The sequence below is a fragment of the Paucihalobacter sp. genome (assembly GCF_036825875.1).
Classification (GTDB): domain Bacteria; phylum Bacteroidota; class Bacteroidia; order Flavobacteriales; family Flavobacteriaceae; genus Paucihalobacter.
The window spans coordinates 1-19,330 of the sequence record NZ_DAISXK010000025.1; the positions used below are offsets into that span (position 1 = coordinate 1).

The following is a 19,330-nucleotide window of genomic DNA, read 5'->3' on the forward strand; positions in this document are numbered from 1 at the left end:
CTCGAACCCACGACCTGCTGATTACAAATCAGCTGCTCTAGCCAGCTGAGCTACATCGGCTTTTTTTGTGTCTTATTGGCACTAAAAAAAGCCCGTTATTTCTAACGGACTGCAAATGTAGCGTTTTATTTTTTTATACAAAATATTTTGTCGAAAATTTTATTAGATATGCGATCTTAATTTCTGTTTGCGCTTTTTTAATTGTCTTTCAAGAGAAGAAGCTGCACTATCTGCGCCTTCTTCAAAAGATTTACATTGCTTTTTCACCACAAATGAATCTCCCGGTACGGCAACACGGGCTTCAAAAATCTTATTTTGTTTATCGCTAGTGTTTTCAACCTTTAAATATACGTCGGCTTGAATGACTTTATCATAGAACAATTCTAACTTATCCATACGTTTTTGGATAAAGTCTATCAACTTTTGATCGGCTACAAAGTTGACGGATTGTGTGTTTACTTTCATAGATATTGGTTTTAAAAATTAGACTTTATTTTATTTACTCCGTGGATGTGCAGTTTGGTACACTTTTTTTAACTCTGCAATACTATTATGAGTATAAACTTGTGTGGCCGCTAAACTAGTGTGGCCAAGCAATTCTTTAACAGCATTTAAATTAGCTCCCTCGTTTAATAAATGGGTAGCAAATGAATGCCTTAGAATATGCGGACTTTTTTTTACCTTGACCGAAACCTGACTAAAACAGTTTCTTACTACTTTATAAACCAAGGAGTCATTTAGTTTGACACCGCTTTTGTTTAAAAATAAATAAGAATCATCTTTAATAATGTTTAATAAATTTCTTTCCCTAAGATAATTACTAATAGATATTGAAACACTTCCTATTAAAGGAATATAACGTTCTTTATGTCTCTTGCCCAATACTTTTATAACGCCGTTATTTAAATCAACATCATTTACCTTTAAATTTACCAATTCCGTCCGTCTGATTCCAGTGGCGTAAAATAATTCTATAATGAGTTTGTCTCTTACACCTTCGAAATCATTTGAAAACTCAATGTTATTAAGGACAGTCGAAACTTCCGATTCGGAAAATGGCAACTGTATTTTCTTCTGAGTTTTTAAGGCTTTGTGAGTGGCTAATGGATTTATCTCAATAGTTTGAGTCTTTTGAAGGTATTTATAATAAGTATTTAATGATGACATCTTCCGGTTTATGGTACGATTGGTCAATCCTTGATTTACAAGACTTATAATCCAATTTCTAATTTGGTTATAACTCAGGACACTAATAGTATCGGTTTGAAACTCCTTTTTAATAAATATTGAAAATGTTTCTAAATCGTGGAGATAGGCAGTAATAGTATGTAATGCATATTTTTTTTCGTGCAAAAGGTACTCTTTGAATTCCTTAAAAAACATACGTTATCTTTCAGTGAACTTTAAAGATAATAAATTTTATGACATTAGAATAAAACAAGAAGTAATTTGATGAGAATTTAACTAAAAACAAGAGCAAAAAAAACCCTGACGTTGTCAGGGTTGAACATTTATATATCTGCTTGTTCTCGAAGTCTCTGTATATACTGAGCTTTTTGAACTTGTGCTCTTTTTCTAACTGAAGGCTTTGTGAATTGCTTTCGTTCTTGCAACTGACGCTTTGTGCCAGTTTTGTCAAACTTACGTTTAAAACGCTTTAGCGCTCTATCTATATTTTCTCCTTCTTTAATTGGTATAATTAACATAGTACTTAACCTCCCTTCTATTAAAATTTTGTGATGGCAAAGATAAAAACAAAATAATAATTTGCAATTATATTAAAGTTTATTTTGTGATTGGTTTATAATCCTTCTTATCTATAATCATTTTAGCGATAATTTCTCTTAAAATTTCAGAAGTGCCACCACCTATTGGTCCAAGTCGACTGTCTCTTGAAAGCCGGGCCATCGGGTATTCTTCCATGTAACCATAACCACCTAAAAACTGTAAACATTGATATATAACCTCGTCCGCCATTTTGGTACACTGAAGTTTAGACATAGTAGCTTCTTTTACAACATATTCACCTAAATTCATCCTGTATGCCACCGTGTAGTTGAAGGTTTTACAAATTTCCATTTGCGTGTAGCAATCGGCAAGCGAATGCCTTAAAGCTTGAAATTTATCAATAGTTTTTCCAAACGCGGTACGCTCCGACATATATTGTGTAGCATATTCTAAAGCAAACTCTGCTCTAGCATGGGCATTAATTCCCATAATAAGACGTTCGGAAGCGAAATGTTGCATGATATAATTGAAGCCCATATTTTCTTCGCCCATTAAATTTGCTGCTGGTATTACCACATTATCAAAAGCGATTTCGCCAGTGTCACTTGCTCGCCATCCCAACTTGTCTAATTTTGTTGCAGAAACGCCAGCTGTATTTCTATCAATTAAAAAAATACTGATGCCTTTATTGCCTGCACTAGGAGTTGTTTTTGCAGCTACAATTAAATAGTCACTGTAAACACCGTTGGTTATAAAAGTTTTAGAACCGTTAATCACATAAGTGTCTCCCTTTTTATCCGCAGTGGTTCTCATTCCAGCAACATCACTACCTCCAAAGGGCTCCGTAATACAAAGACATCCAATCATGTCGCCAGTAATGCTTGCGGTAAGGTATTTTTGTTTCAATTGCTCGCTACCTTCAGCATTTAAATGTGTCATGGCTAAATAAGCATGTGCCCACATAGCGGCTGCAAATCCACCCGAATTTATTTTTTGTAATTCTTCGAGAAAAATAACCGTGTAAAAAAAATCTAGATTTAAACCACCATAGGCTTCGGGATAATTTATTCCGAAGAAACCCATATCGCCCATTTTTTTCCATATAAATCGATCAATGTGGCCAGTTTTCTCCCATTTATCGATGTGAGGAACTACTTCTTTTTGTAAAAAATCTTTTAAACTTTCTCTGAAAAGATGGTGCTCTTCGTTGAAATAGAGGTTATTCATAGCGTGCTTTTTTTAGAGTGTCAAATATAATTTAATTATCTCTAATTTATGAACAGGAAAATCTTTAACTTTTGTTAATTCATCTAAGGATTTAAAGCCTTCGTGCAAAGTTCTTATTTTAATAATTTCATAAGCAATTTCGTAATCTATATATTTAATAGTCACCAACTCTTCAACAGATGCCATGTTTAAATTTAGCTTTTGAATGTTAGGGGGATTTTTAACGGTAAAATGATTAGTGATATTTTCAATCACTTCTGGAGTTAAGCCATAAACTTCGCTCAGCTGAATATCCGCGATAAAACCGTTTGGTTGGTTGTTTCGGAAATCAATAATGCGTTGGGATAATTTTTCGCCGATACCATACACTTTTTGAAGTTGTTGGGCTGTGGCTTGGTTTAAATCTATTTTTTGTTCAACAATTTTGGGTTCGTTGTTAATTCTGAAATTATTTGTGTTTTTCTTTGAAGCTGAAGGATTGGTTACCCACTCAGGAAATTTGAAATAAGGGGAAATTACGCTCAGTAAAGAATCTGATACTCTAGTAACTTCTTGAAATTGTTGAGCAGAATTCACCCATTGTTCCTTGGCTCTAAACGCATGCAATCGGTCAATTTCATCAATTGACATCCCTAATGAATAACCTTTATAATCGGTTATATAATTTGGATTGAATGGATATATCTTCGGCTCTTGTTCGACTAATTTTAGTTTTTTTAATGAATCTACTTCACGTATGAAACTTTCTAATTGTTCGTTATCAATAGATTGACTCGAATTCTTTGAACTAAGTTTAAAATACGTAAACTGAAAAACAACTATAATGATAATCAACAAAAAAATCCCACTTCGCTGTTTATTGGTAAACAAGAAATAGGATTTAATATTTTTCATTTTGTTTTACATTTCGTTTCTCAAATCAGTGGCACCATCGTCTAAGGCGTCTTCTTTTTTATTAATAGCATTCATGTAACGTTTTAATTCCTTTTTAATAACTGGTGTTAAAATGACAACCCCTATGATATTGGGTACGACCATTGCAAAAATCATGGCGTCAGAAAAATCAATTACCGCGCCTAAACTAATTGACGAGCCAACAACTACAAAGAATAAAAATAGAATTTTATATATTAAATCGGTTATTTTTCCTTTTCCAAATAAATACTTCCAACCTTGCATACCGTAGTAAGACCAAGATATCATGGTCGAGAATGCAAAGAGGATTACAGCTATTGTGAGTATAATTGAGAAATTGGGTATTACTTCGTTAAATGCATTTGCAGTTATTTCTACACCTTCTTTTATTTCAACACCATATTGCATTACTTCACCATTAAAATTGGTGATTATAATAACCAAAGCGGTCATTGTACAAATCACTACTGTATCGACAAAAGGCTCTAACAAAGCCACAATCCCTTCACTAGCAGGATATTTGGTTCTTACTGCAGAATGCGCAATTGCGGCAGAACCAACACCAGCTTCATTAGAAAAAGCACCTCGTCTTATACCTTGTATCATAACACCAATTAATCCACCTGCGATTCCTAAACCTGAAAATGCACCTTCAAAAATGAGCATAAAGGCATCGTCTATCAACGAAAAATTAGCAACCAATATAATAATCGCTGCCAAAACATAAATACCAGCCATAAATGGTACTACTTTTTCAGTTACCTTGGCTATTCGCTTGATTCCACCTATTATTACAATCGCTACTAAAATAGCCATTACTATTCCAAAATACATTCCTGCATTTGAGACACTTTGTAAATCAAATAACTGTATAAACTGCGCTGCCGCCTGATTGGCTTGAAACATATTACCGCCACCAAATGAACCTCCAATTACAAAAATTGCAAATAATACGGCAAGTACTTTACCTAATATAGGCACATTTTTTTCTTTAAGACCTTTTTGAAGATAGTACATCGGTCCGCCATAAACGGTGCCATCTTCACCAACATCGCGGTATTTAACCCCTAAAGTACACTCTGCAAATTTAGATGCCATACCCAAAAATCCGGCCACAATCATCCAAAAGGTTGCACCTGGACCACCAATAGACAAAGCCACTGCAACACCTGCTATATTTCCTAGTCCGACAGTAGCTGAAAGTGCAGCTGTTAATGCCTGAAAATGGGATACTTCTCCATCAGCACCTTCATCTCGTAACGTTTGTAAAATATCACTTTTATCATCGTGTATATTGTCTCCGTACAATTTATCAACGCCATGCTTCTCAATATCTTCATACTTACCCTTCACGACCCACAAGGCAGTTTTAAAACCGGTAATATTTATAAATTTAAAGTAAATAGTGAAATATAAGGCACCACCAATAAGGACAATTAATACCCAAGGTATTCGAAAATCGTCTGAAAACGGTATTTCGTAAAAAATAGCTTCAACAAACCACCCAGTGTAGTCTTTAAAAATAGTATCTATTTTTTGAGAAGTGGATTCTTGCGAAAAAATTAAAATAGGAGAAATTAATGCGAAAATACTTAGAAGAATCTTCTTCATATAAAAATGAATATTAGTTAGAATTGGTTTGGGGGTTCAAGATGCAAAAAAAATTGTTATTATAAAACAATGATGCTTAAAAAAGCTTAATAGATTCAAAAAACCAAGACAATTTTAACTTTTAAGCCTAAATAAGGTCGACTCATTACAAATCAAATACCGAAGATCGTTTGGTATACATGATGTCCTTTATTCGCATCCAAAATGCCAAAAAAAGATAAAGTGCAAATCCAAAACCCAAGGTTACAAAGGTTAAATACATAAAGGTTGTGCGTACGATCTTAGCACGTATACCCATTCTGTCCGCGATTCGCTGGCAGACATAAAAACCACGCTTTTGAAAGTACAGTAACATTTTATAGGGTGCAATCATACCGCAAGTTAAGAATTTATTTTGTGATAATAGAATTGCCGATGGCACACTGTAAACATTTGTTGGCGTCGCAATAATGCGATTTTAACTGCAATAAAGCTTGCGAATCCAAGGCAGATTGCGAAATAGGTGCCAACTGATTAAATTTTTTGATAATACTATTTTCTTCAGATTTAATAGCGGTTGCCAACGAAAAAATAATTTCGTTTTCGTCATTTCCTTTGTATTTGGAAAAACAATATTTAATGGGTATAATAGTATTAATAATGAGTAAGTCTATAAATGATTTGGTGAGCTTTTTGGTACTTGATTTTGAAATAGAAGTGAAAGAATAATGCGTTTGCCAATATTCCGAGGTTTCAACGGAGAACAAATCATAAAACTCTTCAATTGTAGAGATTGAAATCACTTGCGAAAATAAATTATAATGTTTGTGATAGAGTTGTGCTAATTGCGATAAACGGATAGTCGGGAAATTTGGCGGTCGCAATCGGAAAAACTGAATAGGAACTACACCTAGAGTTTCCAATTGAAATTTTTGTTTAAGATATTGATAGGCCTTTTTAAGATTCTGATAATAGGCTTCTTCAATGTTGGATTCTAATAATCCAGCCTGACCACAAAAAAGGGCTTCTAATTGTTCGGATTGGGTCTGTAATTTTCTAACAATTGAAAAATCTATCGATTTAGCGATACTCTCAAAAGCATCAGCATTTACTTTCAAACCAAAATTTCTAAACAACATCGTAAACAAAACAGCTTCCCAATGCTGATTACTATCGTTTAACAAACGTTCAATTTGTTGGGATTTACGCTCGAGTCGTTCTATAAACAAGCGTTCTTTCCAATTTATCAATGTGAAATTATCAACCTCCGCAAAATTAGCTTCACAATTTATCCAGCGCTGTTGTTTTGAAAACAATCGGCGGTAATTTTCAATTAAATTTTTAGGCACAAACTCCTGAAGCAACAAGGTTGGAATAATACTATTATCCTTTCTATAAACCTCAGCATCATGCTCCCAAACTACATGCAGTATAACATTGTCGTAGGCTTTATCCGTTTCATGTTGATGCGCATACCAATTGGATGATTTAACGTGAATTTCAACATTACCAGCCCAAAGTTGATTTTCAATTTTAAGTTTGGCATTAAAAAAATCAGGTCCAGAGTTTTGATTGTGCTGCCCAACATCCACAAGCTGAATTGTTTCAGCTTTGGCGGTTTTAATGTTTAAAACATCAAATTTTTTGTGCTTCCAAAGAAAATGGAGAAAATCTTCTTGCATAGTTCTAAATTACTTAAAAAAAGCAAAACTCAAAAAATTAAATTTAAAGATGAGAATTTAGCAATTATTTAAGTATTTTTTTGGCATGTATGTTTTTTGTAGTGGTGAATTTTAATCATTTGCTACGTAAATAAACTATTTTAGTGAATTGTTTAATGTATACGAAATATGATTCATATCAAATCACTAATATTAAGTCTAATCCTTTCATTGTTTGTAACTGTTATAAATGCACAAATCGGCATTGGTAACACCAATCCGCAAGGTGCTTTAGATATCACAGACACCAATAACGGTTTGTTAATTCCAAGAGTCGCTCTCGTAAACTTGGCAACAGTTACGGTTATTACACCTACAGAATCTGAACTTGTATATAACACCGCTAATGTTAACGATGTGACTCCTGGTTATTATTACTTAAGTACTGCAACCGGTCCTTGGGTGCGAATTGGGGGCGCAACTGGATGGTTAACCACTGGAAATGCAGACATTGTTAATGGTACTAATTTTATGGGTACCACAAATAATGTTGATGTGGCTTTTAGGAGAAATAATTTGGCGGCAGGTAGGTTATCATTGAGTAGTACTTCTTATGGGGTTGGTGCATTAAATTTAAATACAGGAATCCGTAATGTTGCCCTAGGGGTCGACGCACTAAGAATAAACACTTCTGGGGAGGACAACGTTGCTATCGGTTATCATTCATTATATTCTAATACAAACAGTCTAAGAAACGTCGCTATTGGATATCGAGCTTTGGCCTCTCTTAATAATTCTGCTTCTACTAACAATGTAGCCGTTGGTTATCAAGCTATGGAAATTGGCAATGGTAATTTTTCTGGTAATTCTTTTTTCGGGTCAATAGCAGGACGTAGCAATACTGGAAATTTTAATACTGGAATTGGTGCGGGTACCTTAAGTAGAGGAACTAGTGCTGGCCAGTTCAATACTGCTGTAGGTTACTTGGCTTTAGAAGATATAAGCAGTGGCCAACAAAACACGGGCATTGGTGTAGATGCTTTTTATCGTACTACAACAGGAAGTTTTAATACTGGATTAGGTTACCGAGCAGGTGGAAATAATGTATCAGGTACTAACAACACTATTGTAGGCTATCAAGCTGGCGCTGAAATGAATAATACGGGCAGTCAAAATGTTTTAATTGGTCGTCAAGCAGGATTTCGTGCAGGTTCTGGAAATATTATAATTGGCAATGAAGCTGGTTTTGCTGATAATGGAAGCAATAAACTATATATTCATAATGCAAACGCCAGTGCCGATGCTTCACTCATTTATGGCGAATTCAATAACAACATATTAAGAACCAACGGTCAATTTCAAATTGGAAATCCGGCTGGTACTGGTTATCAATTTCCTGTAGCACGTGGCACTAACAATCAGGTTCTTCAAACCAATGCTACTGGTGTTTTGAATTGGGTAGATACCAGTTCTTTGGATATCACGGAAGTTGATCCGCAAATATCTTCTGCAACAATTAATGCGGTACCAAAATGGAATGGAACAACGCTCGTTGACGGAATTATCACCGATGATGGAACCAATGTCACAATCTCAGGAAATACGACAACTTCAAATTTCCAAATGACTTCCGGAGCCAATGCAAACTATATTTTGCAAAGTGATGCTGCAGGAAATGCAACATGGGTTGAAAATCCCTTAGCTACTTTATCCATTGCGCGAAGCAACTTAAGCGCGAATCAACCTTTAAACGATCTCGGGTGGCAAAAAATACTATTTGATACAGTTGTTTTTGATACAAATGGAGAATTCAATACCACCGATAATAGCTTTGTGGCAAGCACTGCGGGATATTATCAAATAAATGCTGGATTTCATACCAATGATCAAAGTAATGGTCAATTTTACTCTGTTGGTGTTTATGTTAATGGAACTTTATATCAAGAAACTACTGGAAACCATATTTCAAATGGTCCAGTCTCCAGAAACATCAATTGTATTGTTAATTTAGCCGCAGGCGATTTTGTAGAAATATTTGTTCTGAATTTTCAAACAGGTGTACAAATTGAAAGCTCTTCAGGTAAAACCTTTTTTGAGGTTCAACAAATTAGATAATTAAATCAATTTAAAAATAAACCTGTTATAATAATATATTACTCAATATACCCCATTTTCCGCATCCAATCGTCGTTAAACATTTTGCCTACGTAGCGACTACCGTGGTCGTGAAATAATACCACCACCACATCTTCTGGCTTGAAATGTTCTTTGAGCTGCAACACACCTTTGATGGCTGCACCGGCCGAGTTGCCTAGAAACATGCCTTCTTCTTTGGCTAAGCGTTGGGTGTAAACGGCTGCATCTTTGTCGGTGACTTTGGTGAAACCGTCAATAAGACTAAAGTTAACATTGGCTGGTAAAATATCTTCGCCAATACCTTCGGTTACGTAAGGATAGATTTCATTTTCATCAAAAATTCCAGTTTCATGGTATTTTTTAAAGACGCTACCATAAGTATCAACACCCCAAATCTTCACCTTAGGATTTTTCATTTTTAGAAAACTAGCCACCCCAGAAATAGTTCCGCCAGTGCCTACACCTACTACAAAATGGGTGATTTTACCGTCGGTTTGATTCCATATTTCAGGACCTGTACTTTTAAAATGTGCCTTACAATTACTTGGGTTATCGTACTGATTAACATACCAAGCATTAGGTGTTTCCTCTGATAATCTTTTAGAAACAGAATAATAACTTTGAGGATCTGTTGGCGCTACATTGGTTGGGCATACCACAACCTCGGCACCAACGGCTTTTAGAATATCAATTTTCTCTTTTGATTGCTTATCGGCCATAACAAACACACATTTATAACCTTTTACAATAGCTGCCAGTGCAAGTCCCATTCCTGTGTTGCCCGAAGTACCTTCAATTATGGTTCCACCTGGTTTTAAGCGGCCATCGGCTTCAGCATCTTCTACCATTTGCAAGGCCATGCGGTCTTTAACAGAATTACCTGGGTTAAAGGTTTCGTATTTGGCCAATACCAAACATGGCAGCTCAGCGGTAAGCTTATTGATTTTGATAAGTGGCGTATTGCCTATGGTTTCTAATATATTGTTTGCGTAATTCATAGCTTTTATTTGCCTTGCAAAATTAAGGTAATTATACAGAATTGAAAGTGATATGACGATTTTTTGCGTTAGCGTTTGCAGCGGCATCCTTTTATGGCCATAAGTCATAAAAGATAGAGCGGAAAGCGCGACCCATCCCAAGCTGACTTGGGTTGGGTAACGCCCTATTATTGAAAACGAATGGCCTTAATAGCTGAAATTTTGGTAATAATAGCCGATGGAATAAGCAGCATCAGCAAACACACCACAAAAGTGCCAAGATTGAGCCAAATAATGTAATCTATATTAATGTAAACCGGCGCCTCAGAAACATAATACACCGACGGATCAAGCGGAAATAATTTAAATTTCTGTTGTGCGAATAACAATGACAAGCCAATTAAATTTCCCCAAAAAAGCCCAACACCAACCAAATAAGAGGCATTGATCAGGAAGATTTTTTGAATACTCCAGCTATGACTACCGAGTGCTTTTAAAATACCAACCATTTGGGTGCGTTCTAAAATGAGTACAAGTAAAGCAGTGATCATATTGATACCTGCAACTAAAATCATAATTCCGATGATGCCATAGGTGTTTTTGTCGAAAATTTTAATCCATTCAAAAATCGTGGCATATTTGGTTGAAACCTTAGTAGCGTTTAACAAAGATGGAATGTTTTGATAAATTTGAATAGCGGTTTGGTCTAGTTTTTCAAAATCATTAACAAATACTTCAAAATGGCCTACTTCATCTGCTTTCCATTTGTTGATACGCTGTAGATGTTTGATATGGCCAATGATAAAAGTTTGATCTAAATCTTGAAAACCTGAATTAAAAATACCGACGATATCGTATTTAATGATACGTGGCATGGAATTGACATCTTCGCCAAAAACCGCTTGAAATGAATCACCAACTTTAAACTCAAGTCGGTTAGCTAAATATTGTGAAATAACGACATCATTGCTATAGTCGTTGGTGTACTCAGGTAATTCTCCTTCAATTAAAAAATCTTTTAGATAATTCCAGTTATAATCTTGGCCAACACCTTTTACGAAAACTCCTTCAAAATCAGTCTCAGTTCTTATTACTGTAAATTTATGAACTATAGCTTGAATGTGATCGACATCGGTTACCGTTCTAAATTCTGGATAAAATTCTTGGTTGATGGAAAGAGGCCTCAATGATTCATTTGAGGCATTGTTATCGTAGTTTGATATAATGACATGACCATTAAATGCCACTACTTTTTCTCTTATTTTTTTCTGAAGTCCTAAACCTGTAGATATTGCAATAAGCATTACAACTACACCAATAGCAATGGCAGTAATTCCAATTTTTATTATTGGTGCCGAAACACTACTTTTATACGACTTACTGCCAATTATACGTTTGGCTATAAAGAGTTCAAAATTCAAAATATATTATGCCAATATTAAGTGTCAAAAATAAGATTTTATTCCCGATAATACTTGGGTTTGTTCTACTTGGATTTTCCTGCAATCAATCCAAATCTGAAACTAATAACGAAAAAAACGCAGCATTATTAAATTATGACAGCCAAAACTCGGTTACCAATGAGAATAAACCAATAGTTGTTGGTGCCAATCAAATTGAGCTTTATCTTTCATTAATTTCAGGAAAAAAAGTAGGCATCGTTGCTAATCAAACGTCTGTGATTTTTACGAATACTGAATCACAGAATACTTATACCCATTTGGTAGATTCGTTATTAAGTTTAAATGTGAATGTAACCAAAGTGTTTGCGCCCGAACATGGTTTTCGCGGAACGGCAGATGCAGGCGAACTTATTAAAGATGGCATCGATACTAAAACTAGTTTACCCATAATTTCACTTTACGGCAATAACAAAAAACCAAGTATAGATCAGTTAAAAAATATTGATATTGTAATTTTTGATATACAGGATGTAGGTGCCAGATTCTACACCTATATTTCAACCTTGCATTATGTAATGGAAGCTTGTGCCGAAGTCAATATTGAATTAATTATTTTAGACCGACCCAATCCAAACGGACATTATGTAGATGGTCCGGTATTAGAAATGGCACACAAAAGTTTTGTTGGTATGCATCCCATTCCAGTAGTTCACGGTATGAGTATTGGCGAATACGCCCAAATGATCAATGGAGAAGGGTGGTTAGAGAATTCTGTCAGGTGTAAACTTAACATAATTCCGGTTAAATATTATAAGAGAAATTTAGCTTATAGTTTACCCATTAAACCATCACCAAATTTACCAAACAATGCCGCTATAAATTTGTATCCTAGTCTTTGCTTTTTTGAAGGCACCAATGTTAATGCAGGTCGAGGAACCTCCAAACAATTTCAAATTTTCGGGAGTCCGTATTTAGACAAAACTGTTTTCGAATTCAAATATATTCCGCATCCCAATGAAGGCGCTAAAAACCCCAAACACAATGGCGTTCTATGCTACGGTATGGATTTAAGCGAACAAGCTTCTCTAAGTCACTTAGATTTGAACTTTCTAATAGTAGCTTATCAAAACACCATTGATAAACCTAAATTCTTTAATGACTTTTTTACAAAATTAGCTGGTAATACTACTTTGCAAAAACAAATTGAAAACGGCATGCGTTTTAATGAGATTAAAGCAGGCTGGCAGAAAGATTTAGAGCAATTTAAAAAAATGCGTCAACCGTATTTGTTATACGATTAATCATTATCTGTGGAAGCTACTTTGGTAATTACTGCTTCAATATCCTCATTCAAGTCTTTTAAAATTTTAACTACAAAAACAATACGCAACGGTGACTGTACTACCACTACGACGTGTTTTCCTTGGCTTAATTTATTTAAAGGCAATTTATATTCGGTTTTGCCAATATAGAAATCAACTTCTCGTGAGTAATCGTGATTAATGGTGTAGAGATAATTTATTTTCTTATCGCTTTTGAGAATGAGTGTGTCACGTGTACTATTCAAATCATGGTACACAGCTTTAGCGGTAACATTTACATTTTTTTCTATAATGGCTGTAGGTTGCTGCGCTTTTGCCTTTGATGCTCCAGAAAGCAACATGGCTGTTAATAGTAATTTTGTTTTCAATTCAGTTGCTTAAGTATTAAACTTAATGCTGAATTAATAGCGCTTTTTAAACTATCCCTACTACTAACATACTGATGATTTATTAATTAAGAAGAAACAATTCTACGAACAGCACAAAAACGGGCATGAGATGTCCATAATTGTAAAGTTTTAAAAACGAATCTTACTATTTTGAAATAAATTTTAGGAATTATTTTTTTAACAGCGGAATTAACCTATCCGGATAATCGGTGATGATGGCATCTACACCAAAATCTATCATTTGTTGCATGTCTTTAATGTCGTTAACCGTCCAAGGAATTACTTGAAAGTTTTCAGCCTTTAAATTTCTTACAGTTTCCGCATCTAGCAATTTAAAATACGGACTGATAATTTCAGGAGAAAAAGATAAGGATGTTGTTTTGGGCCAGATAGCTTCATCTTCTTCAATTAAAACGGCTACTGGCATGTTTGGCGCTTGACGTTTAATTTCTTCTAAAACTCGAAGATCAAAACTTTGGAGATTGGTTCTTTTGAACACATTGTGCTTATCTATTTCCTCTATTACCAAACGCACGAATTCCTGAGGAGCAGGTGTGAAAATATTATCGTAATCGGGATGTGATTTAATTTCGATATTGTATTTAATTTTCGGATCTAGTGCCTCTGCCAATTCAAAAACTTGCGATAAGGAAGGTTTGGATACTTCCATTAATTGCTGCCCTGGAAATCTTGGATGCGCTTTACTACCGCAGTCAAAAGCTTGTATTTTTTCAAAAGTAAGTTGATACAAATTGAATGCTTTGGCTTCACTTTCAAAAATATCTCCACCATCAGGTTTGTGGCAAATAGTGGCATTCATATAAGGTTCATGCGATACCACAACAATGCCATCTTTACTTACCGCTAAATCCAATTCCAAAGTATGAACTCCTAGTTCAATAGCCTTTTTAAAAGCTGGCAAGGTATTTTCAGGAAGTAAGCCACGACAGCCTCTATGTCCTTGCGCTTCTATTTCTGGTTTTGAATTGCAGTTCATAAGAAGAAGAAAAAGAATTAGATATGGGTTAATTTTCAGCATCGGATGATAATGTTGGTCTGTCATATTTTTGAAACGGTTGTTTAAGCAGTTCAACAATACTGCTGTTTTTTTGTTCGTCTGGAAAAACATCAACGCCATAAACTAATTTTTCTCTGTCTAAATATTTGTAAGTTCCCAATAATCTGTCCCAAATACTAAAGATGTTTCCATAATTAGAATCTGTAAAAGGCAGACGGTAATGGTGGTGTATTTTATGCATGTCTGGTGAAACCAAAAAATAACTTATCATTTTATCAATTCGTTTTGGTAATTTGATATTTGCGTGCGTTAATTGCGCGAACACCACCGAGAGCGACTGGTAAATCATAACAATTGCAATGGGCGTTCCAACCAAAAAAACACCAAATAAAGTAAATATGAATCTAATTAAACTTTCAACAGGATGGTGCCTGTTACCGGTTGTGGTATCTACCTTATGGTCTGTATGATGTACTAAATGAATCATCCATAACGGTTTTACTTTATGTTCAACATAATGCGCTAAGTAGGCTCCAAAAAAATCTAAAAGCAAGACACCTATTAAAATATACATCCACAATGGCATAATTGGTAGCCAGTTGATAATTCCAAAATCATTGGCCTTCACCCAATCGGCAGAAAGTAGTAACACAAATGCCAATCCGAAATTTATAAAAATGGTAGTTAGAGTGAAAAAAAAGTTGGGAACGGCATGTTTCCATTTTTTATATTCAAATTTAAATAATGGCAATGCACCTTCTAACAACCAAAAAAACGCAATTCCTCCAACCAAGATAATACTGCGATGAAGTGACGGAATGGTTTCAAAATAGTTAATAATAGACTCCATTTTACTACAAATTATTTTTTACTATATTATGAACTTTTTTGATATTCACTAATGAAACCAGCGGTCTCCATACTTCAGCTTTTTCGTGATCATTGCGCATTTTATGTGCCGTAAAATATAAAAATGCTTGATAAGCTTTAATACTTTCATTAACTAATCCTTTATCCATTTTTTTTAATTTCCTTAAAACTCTTCCGGCTTTGCCTTCAATTAAATCGGCTTCCAATTCTAAAAGTTCCAATCGTTGGCTAAGTTCTGGTTGTTTGTCATCTGGTTCCGCAGCTAATAATTGAGTGGCATCATTCATATAAATTTTGGCCAGATTTATCAGGTTCGATTGCACTCGGGGTTTGCTATACAAAGAGAAATCGAGATATTTTGAGGCCAAAAAATAACTTGTGTAAAAAGTTTTAGATTCAGCATAATTTTTTAACTCATGGGCTAAAAATTCGGTGTTAAAAGCATAGTCCTCTATGATTCTTGAAAGATTAAAGTCATTTTCATAACCCATGTTTACGTTTACGATATTTCCATTAATATCCATCACTTTTAACGAAGCATCACTCAATTTATCTAAGTAGATGTCCGAACGTTTGTTCTTGATGCTTTCGTATAGGTCATCATAAACATACTCCGAAACCACCACAGGAACAAAATGCTCCCAGATTGCTTTATTTAGTTCTGGTTCTGAAAATAAATTACCAACTATAATGGATTGGTTATTACTGGTAACGACCACCACGGGGTAATCGTAAAAGGTTTCCTCTTCCCACACCATTAAAACCATTTTATTTTGAACCGCTGCAAGTTTTTGGGCCACTTTTAAATTACTCATCCAATCTTGTGCATGGACTTTCAATGAAGAGAACAGCAAGCAGGCACCAATCAAACTATATAATTTTAATGTTTTTATCATAGAATACGTTTTTTCATTTCTTCAACAATGTTATAGGCTGCTGGACAAATAGCAACATTTTTTAAGGTTAGATGTTCAATTTGCTGAAATTTCTTTCTATCAGTATGCGGAAATTCTCTGCATGCTTTGGGTCTCACTTCATAAATTGAACAATAATTATCCGCTCCTAAAAAAGTACATGGCACCGATTGCAGCACGTAATCATTTTCTTCATCCAAGTGCAAGTAATTTTCTATAAAAACACTCGGTTTCATTTTAAAATACTTTGAAATGCGCTCAATATCTTTATCTGTAAACAACGGTCCAGTAGTTTTGCAACAATTGGCACATGTTAAACAATCGGTTTTTTCAAACTCTGAGGTATGCAATTTTTGCATCACATAATCAAGATTTTTGGGTGGTTTTTTTTTAAGCTTTGCGAAAAATAATTTATTCTCCTTATGCTTATCTTTGGCCATTACCTGTAAATTCTGAAGTAATTCTTGCATATTGTAAAAATAATGATTTATCGAATACTTTTTTTTGGTTGACTTGTGATTAACAAAAAAATAATTTCTTTGAATTTTACTGGAACGCAAACTACGCATCAAAAATAATACCAATGGAAAACGCAATAATATGAAAGATCTTTTCGGGCAAGCTTTATTAGACTTTTACAACGGCCAACACACCGAAAACCTAATTACTTCCACCAATATTTCGGACGAAGATGAACTGCCTCTACCCTATTTGTTCAGAGACATTAAAGCAATGCCAGCATTAGAAAAAACCGCCTTAAAATTATGTAAAGGAAGCATTTTAGACGTTGGCTGTGGGGCCGGAAGCCATAGTTTGTATCTTCAAAATACAGGATTTTTTGTTAAAGCGATTGATGTTTCGAAAGGTGCTGTTGAAGTTGCAAAAATGCGCGGTATCACCCATGTTAAATGTCTTGATGTTTTAAAAGAAATTGAAACATTCGACACCATTCTACTTTTGATGAATGGTACAGGCATATTTCAGGAGCTTAACAAGGTTGCGCATTATTTAAGTCACTTGAAATCATTGCTAAAACCTGGTGGACAAATTTTAATTGATTCGTCCGATATTAAATATATGTATGAAGACGACGATGGCGGCTATTGGATGGATTTAAATGCCGGCTATTACGGTGAACTCGATTATTATCTCAGTTATAAAGGTGAAGATGAAGCCCCAATGAAATGGTTATATCTCGATTTTGAAACCCTAAAAACAGCTTGTGAAACGGTTGGCTTAGAATGTGAAAAAATTGAAGACGGTGCGCATTTTGACTATTTGGCGCGTCTCATTCCTGCGAAAGCAGGAATCTCATCTTAGGAAAACAGTATCATATAAAAACTTAACTTGGATAAGGGGTTGGTGAGTTGAACGACTTGGTCAGTTGAACAACGGGATTCCTCCCGATGGCTATCGGGATCGCAGGAATAAAGGAATACTAGAAATCAAACTGATAAGTAGCACCTCCCAAAACCTGAATACCTTGCACTGGAAAATTGCTCCAATTCTGATAATCATTATTAAATATATTATTCACCTTTCCAAAAACTGAAAGTTGCTGATTAATTCTATAACCAACATGTAAATTTGCATCTAAAAAGCTGTCTAATGTTACTGTCACGGGTTCCATTGGTAAAAGTGTACCATCTACCCTAAATTCATCTTTACGCTCTCCTGTAAAAAACAAGCTAGCACCTGCAAACCAATTTTCGTCAATTTGGGCATTCAAAATAGCCGAAGCTTTTAAATCAGGAAGGTTCCAAGCTTCTGCTTGTGTTGTGAGTTTGTAACTAAAATATTCCCCTTGCATAATCAAATTGATATTTCTGTTGATGTCAAACGACAATTGACCTAAAACCGAAAAGGTTCGTACATCGTCGTAAATTATCCCAAATGAATTTCCATTTTGATAATCTTGTGTTGCTCCCGTAACTACACTATTTGCCTTAAATAACGGTTTTACCTTTTCGTCCAAATAACTTCCGTTTACATTATAACTAACGGCGTTACTCAATTTTCCTTTCATTCCAATACTGGCATTGTAAGTTTGATCGGTTGGCGCGATATTTAATGTTGGAGATACAAACGGATTGGCATCAGAAAAATCTGAATACGTATTTTGAACCAAATCACCGGTAATGCTGGCATAAGCAATCACAACATCACTTACCAGACGATAGGATGCCATTATATTTGGATAGATATAAAATTTATTTTTACCGCCTTCAGTATCATTTAAATAAACCAGATTAGCACCTAAATCAACAGTTAAATCATCTTGTTCAAGTTGATAGGCCGATTTAAGCCCTACGTTTACATTTCCATATTTTAGCTCTTGACTACCGAAAAAATCATTGTCAAAACCACCTTTTAAAAAATAGATTTTCAGTTCCGATGCAATACTTTCGCCACTAATAGGAATATCGAAACCACTTTTTGCTACAAATCTATTTTCTGCGGAACCACGATCGTCGCTAAATCTTCTGAATAATACTGAAGCACTATTTACAACAGCATCGCTAAAATTAAGTGTTCCGTTCACACTTAAATTGTTAAAAGTATGGGCTGGATCGATACCGCCCGAATTGGCTTCATTAAAAAAAGGCTGCGGCAATCCATACCAGTTGAAAGTATTTCGTTCATATGCCGTTTCAACTTTCCAATCGTAGTCTCGCAAAGCCTTAGAGAAATAAGCTGATAAACCTGTTTTTGAAAATGAATCATCCAGCAACACGTCATCAATTCCACCTTGTGATGAATGATGAGAAAACGAACCGCCAACATTTTCTCCTCTAATTAGTTCGTGATTAATGTATAATTCTCCTAATATACTCGTATAACTTCCCACGCCTAAAGAGGCATAATTATCATAAAGCTTTTGTTGTTTTTGTTTGTCAACTTCGGCTGCTTTTCCCTTTGCAGGTGTAAAGGTTGAAGCCACAGGAATTGAAAATATATTATACTTAACTACTTGCTTTTTAAGATTGTCGTCTTCATTTAAAATAGGTATTTCTTTTATTTTAAAGGCATCGGATATGGTTGGTGTATAAGGCTTTACAACATTTACAGATTGCGCATCGATGGTGTCGGTTTTTCGATCTTGAGCGAAAGAAAATGCAGTAAACATCAAAATAAAAAGAAAGGTATAAAAGGTTTGCTTTTGCATATAATGGTACTTGA

19 protein-coding genes are annotated in these 19,330 nt (G+C 34.9%); 3 read left to right on the forward strand and 16 right to left on the reverse strand.

The features are described from left to right. Window positions 1-162: 162 nt before the first annotated feature. The 8 genes from hpf to V7Z48_RS08595 form a co-directional block, all read right to left on the reverse strand. Window positions 163-465: a ribosome hibernation-promoting factor, HPF/YfiA family gene (gene hpf, locus V7Z48_RS08560; RefSeq protein WP_334112994.1), complete on the reverse strand. Its 303-nt coding sequence runs from the start codon at window positions 463-465 to the stop codon at window positions 163-165. Between the two features lie 30 nt (window positions 466-495). Next, window positions 496-1,383 carry a tyrosine-type recombinase/integrase gene (locus V7Z48_RS08565; RefSeq protein ID WP_334112995.1) on the reverse strand — a complete coding sequence of 296 codons (888 nt, stop codon included), beginning with the start codon at window positions 1,381-1,383 and terminating at the stop codon, window positions 496-498. 128 nt (window positions 1,384-1,511) lie between these two features. Next, complete coding sequence (gene rpsU / locus V7Z48_RS08570) at window positions 1,512-1,706, reverse strand: 30S ribosomal protein S21 (RefSeq protein ID WP_334112996.1); 195 nt, start codon at window positions 1,704-1,706, stop codon at window positions 1,512-1,514. 79 nt (window positions 1,707-1,785) lie between these two features. Next, complete coding sequence (locus V7Z48_RS08575) at window positions 1,786-2,955, reverse strand: acyl-CoA dehydrogenase family protein (RefSeq protein ID WP_334112997.1); 1,170 nt, start codon at window positions 2,953-2,955, stop codon at window positions 1,786-1,788. 12 nt (window positions 2,956-2,967) lie between these two features. Then, on the reverse strand, window positions 2,968-3,849 hold the full coding sequence (locus V7Z48_RS08580; protein WP_334112998.1) for a ComEA family DNA-binding protein: 882 nt from the start codon (window positions 3,847-3,849) through the stop codon (window positions 2,968-2,970). Between the two features lie 6 nt (window positions 3,850-3,855). Beyond that, a complete protein-coding gene (locus V7Z48_RS08585) occupies window positions 3,856-5,481 on the reverse strand; it encodes an alanine/glycine:cation symporter family protein (protein WP_334112999.1) in 1,626 nt (541 codons plus the stop codon). 145 nt (window positions 5,482-5,626) lie between these two features. After that, window positions 5,627-5,854, reverse strand: a complete 228-nt coding sequence (locus V7Z48_RS08590; RefSeq protein WP_334113001.1) for a PspC domain-containing protein — start codon at window positions 5,852-5,854, stop codon at window positions 5,627-5,629. Window positions 5,855-5,870: 16 nt separating this feature from the next. Beyond that, window positions 5,871-7,142, reverse strand: a complete 1,272-nt coding sequence (locus V7Z48_RS08595; RefSeq protein ID WP_334113002.1) for a DUF2851 family protein — start codon at window positions 7,140-7,142, stop codon at window positions 5,871-5,873. Between the two features lie 168 nt (window positions 7,143-7,310). Between V7Z48_RS08595 and V7Z48_RS08600 the strand changes: the two genes are divergently transcribed. Next, window positions 7,311-9,236, forward strand: a complete 1,926-nt coding sequence (locus V7Z48_RS08600) for a hypothetical protein (protein ID WP_334113003.1) — start codon at window positions 7,311-7,313, stop codon at window positions 9,234-9,236. 38 nt (window positions 9,237-9,274) lie between these two features. Here the strand turns inward: V7Z48_RS08600 and V7Z48_RS08605 are convergent, their stop codons facing one another. Together V7Z48_RS08605 and V7Z48_RS08610 are read right to left on the reverse strand one after the other, a co-directional pair. Next, window positions 9,275-10,255, reverse strand: coding sequence for a PLP-dependent cysteine synthase family protein (locus V7Z48_RS08605; protein ID WP_334113004.1), 981 nt, complete (start codon window positions 10,253-10,255; stop codon window positions 9,275-9,277). A 167-nt stretch (window positions 10,256-10,422) separates the two neighbouring features. Continuing rightward, window positions 10,423-11,655: an ABC transporter permease gene (locus V7Z48_RS08610; RefSeq protein ID WP_334113005.1), complete on the reverse strand. Its 1,233-nt coding sequence runs from the start codon at window positions 11,653-11,655 to the stop codon at window positions 10,423-10,425. 8 nt (window positions 11,656-11,663) lie between these two features. Here V7Z48_RS08610 and V7Z48_RS08615 point away from each other — a divergent pair, with 8 nt between their 5' ends. Next, the gene (locus V7Z48_RS08615) at window positions 11,664-12,938 is read left to right on the forward strand and encodes an exo-beta-N-acetylmuramidase NamZ family protein (protein ID WP_334113006.1); all 1,275 of its coding nucleotides are present in this window, start codon (window positions 11,664-11,666) and stop codon (window positions 12,936-12,938) included. Here V7Z48_RS08615 and V7Z48_RS08620 read toward each other — a convergent pair. From V7Z48_RS08620 to V7Z48_RS08640, 5 genes are all read right to left on the reverse strand, one after another. Further along, window positions 12,935-13,327 (reverse strand): hypothetical protein, encoded by a 393-nt coding sequence (locus V7Z48_RS08620; protein WP_334113007.1) that lies wholly within the window; start codon window positions 13,325-13,327, stop codon window positions 12,935-12,937. The two genes, V7Z48_RS08615 and V7Z48_RS08620, sit on opposite strands and share 4 nt — an antisense overlap. Window positions 13,328-13,517: 190 nt before the next feature. Beyond that, on the reverse strand, window positions 13,518-14,345 hold the full coding sequence (locus tag V7Z48_RS08625; protein WP_334113008.1) for a glycerophosphodiester phosphodiesterase: 828 nt from the start codon (window positions 14,343-14,345) through the stop codon (window positions 13,518-13,520). A gap of 28 nt (window positions 14,346-14,373) precedes the next feature. Next, window positions 14,374-15,216, reverse strand: a complete 843-nt coding sequence (locus V7Z48_RS08630) for a sterol desaturase family protein (RefSeq protein ID WP_334113009.1) — start codon at window positions 15,214-15,216, stop codon at window positions 14,374-14,376. 4 nt (window positions 15,217-15,220) lie between these two features. Next, window positions 15,221-16,132: a hypothetical protein gene (locus V7Z48_RS08635; RefSeq protein ID WP_334113010.1), complete on the reverse strand. Its 912-nt coding sequence runs from the start codon at window positions 16,130-16,132 to the stop codon at window positions 15,221-15,223. Further along, complete coding sequence (locus V7Z48_RS08640; RefSeq protein WP_334113011.1) at window positions 16,129-16,620, reverse strand: YkgJ family cysteine cluster protein; 492 nt, start codon at window positions 16,618-16,620, stop codon at window positions 16,129-16,131. The genes V7Z48_RS08635 and V7Z48_RS08640 overlap by 4 nt, the downstream gene beginning before the upstream one ends. Before the next feature lie 130 nt (window positions 16,621-16,750). Here V7Z48_RS08640 and V7Z48_RS08645 point away from each other — a divergent pair, with 130 nt between their 5' ends. After that, window positions 16,751-17,470 (forward strand): class I SAM-dependent methyltransferase, encoded by a 720-nt coding sequence (locus V7Z48_RS08645; protein WP_334113012.1) that lies wholly within the window; start codon window positions 16,751-16,753, stop codon window positions 17,468-17,470. A gap of 118 nt (window positions 17,471-17,588) precedes the next feature. Here V7Z48_RS08645 and V7Z48_RS08650 read toward each other — a convergent pair whose 3' ends face one another. Next, window positions 17,589-19,316, reverse strand: a complete 1,728-nt coding sequence (locus tag V7Z48_RS08650; RefSeq protein WP_334113013.1) for a TonB-dependent receptor — start codon at window positions 19,314-19,316, stop codon at window positions 17,589-17,591. Window positions 19,317-19,330: the final 14 nt, after the last annotated feature.

What these genes read in the sequence shown, in the direction of transcription:
- hpf (WP_334112994.1), bottom strand. Translation starts at nt 465, where the DNA reads ATGAAAGTAAACACACAATCCGTCAACTTTGTAGCCGATCAAAAGTTG.
- V7Z48_RS08565 (WP_334112995.1), bottom strand. Translation starts at nt 1,383, where the DNA reads ATGTTTTTTAAGGAATTCAAAGAGTACCTTTTGCACGAAAAAAAATAT.
- rpsU (WP_334112996.1), bottom strand. Translation starts at nt 1,706, where the DNA reads ATGTTAATTATACCAATTAAAGAAGGAGAAAATATAGATAGAGCGCTA.
- V7Z48_RS08575 (WP_334112997.1), bottom strand. Translation starts at nt 2,955, where the DNA reads ATGAATAACCTCTATTTCAACGAAGAGCACCATCTTTTCAGAGAAAGT.
- V7Z48_RS08580 (WP_334112998.1), bottom strand. Translation starts at nt 3,849, where the DNA reads ATGAAAAATATTAAATCCTATTTCTTGTTTACCAATAAACAGCGAAGT.
- V7Z48_RS08585 (WP_334112999.1), bottom strand. Translation starts at nt 5,481, where the DNA reads ATGAAGAAGATTCTTCTAAGTATTTTCGCATTAATTTCTCCTATTTTA.
- V7Z48_RS08590 (WP_334113001.1), bottom strand. Translation starts at nt 5,854, where the DNA reads ATGATTGCACCCTATAAAATGTTACTGTACTTTCAAAAGCGTGGTTTT.
- V7Z48_RS08595 (WP_334113002.1), bottom strand. Translation starts at nt 7,142, where the DNA reads ATGCAAGAAGATTTTCTCCATTTTCTTTGGAAGCACAAAAAATTTGAT.
- V7Z48_RS08600 (WP_334113003.1), top strand. Translation starts at nt 7,311, where the DNA reads ATGATTCATATCAAATCACTAATATTAAGTCTAATCCTTTCATTGTTT.
- V7Z48_RS08605 (WP_334113004.1), bottom strand. Translation starts at nt 10,255, where the DNA reads ATGAATTACGCAAACAATATATTAGAAACCATAGGCAATACGCCACTT.
- V7Z48_RS08615 (WP_334113006.1), top strand. Translation starts at nt 11,664, where the DNA reads ATGCCAATATTAAGTGTCAAAAATAAGATTTTATTCCCGATAATACTT.
- V7Z48_RS08625 (WP_334113008.1), bottom strand. Translation starts at nt 14,345, where the DNA reads ATGAACTGCAATTCAAAACCAGAAATAGAAGCGCAAGGACATAGAGGC.
- V7Z48_RS08630 (WP_334113009.1), bottom strand. Translation starts at nt 15,216, where the DNA reads ATGGAGTCTATTATTAACTATTTTGAAACCATTCCGTCACTTCATCGC.
- V7Z48_RS08635 (WP_334113010.1), bottom strand. Translation starts at nt 16,132, where the DNA reads ATGATAAAAACATTAAAATTATATAGTTTGATTGGTGCCTGCTTGCTG.
- V7Z48_RS08640 (WP_334113011.1), bottom strand. Translation starts at nt 16,620, where the DNA reads ATGCAAGAATTACTTCAGAATTTACAGGTAATGGCCAAAGATAAGCAT.
- V7Z48_RS08645 (WP_334113012.1), top strand. Translation starts at nt 16,751, where the DNA reads ATGAAAGATCTTTTCGGGCAAGCTTTATTAGACTTTTACAACGGCCAA.
- V7Z48_RS08650 (WP_334113013.1), bottom strand. Translation starts at nt 19,316, where the DNA reads ATGCAAAAGCAAACCTTTTATACCTTTCTTTTTATTTTGATGTTTACT.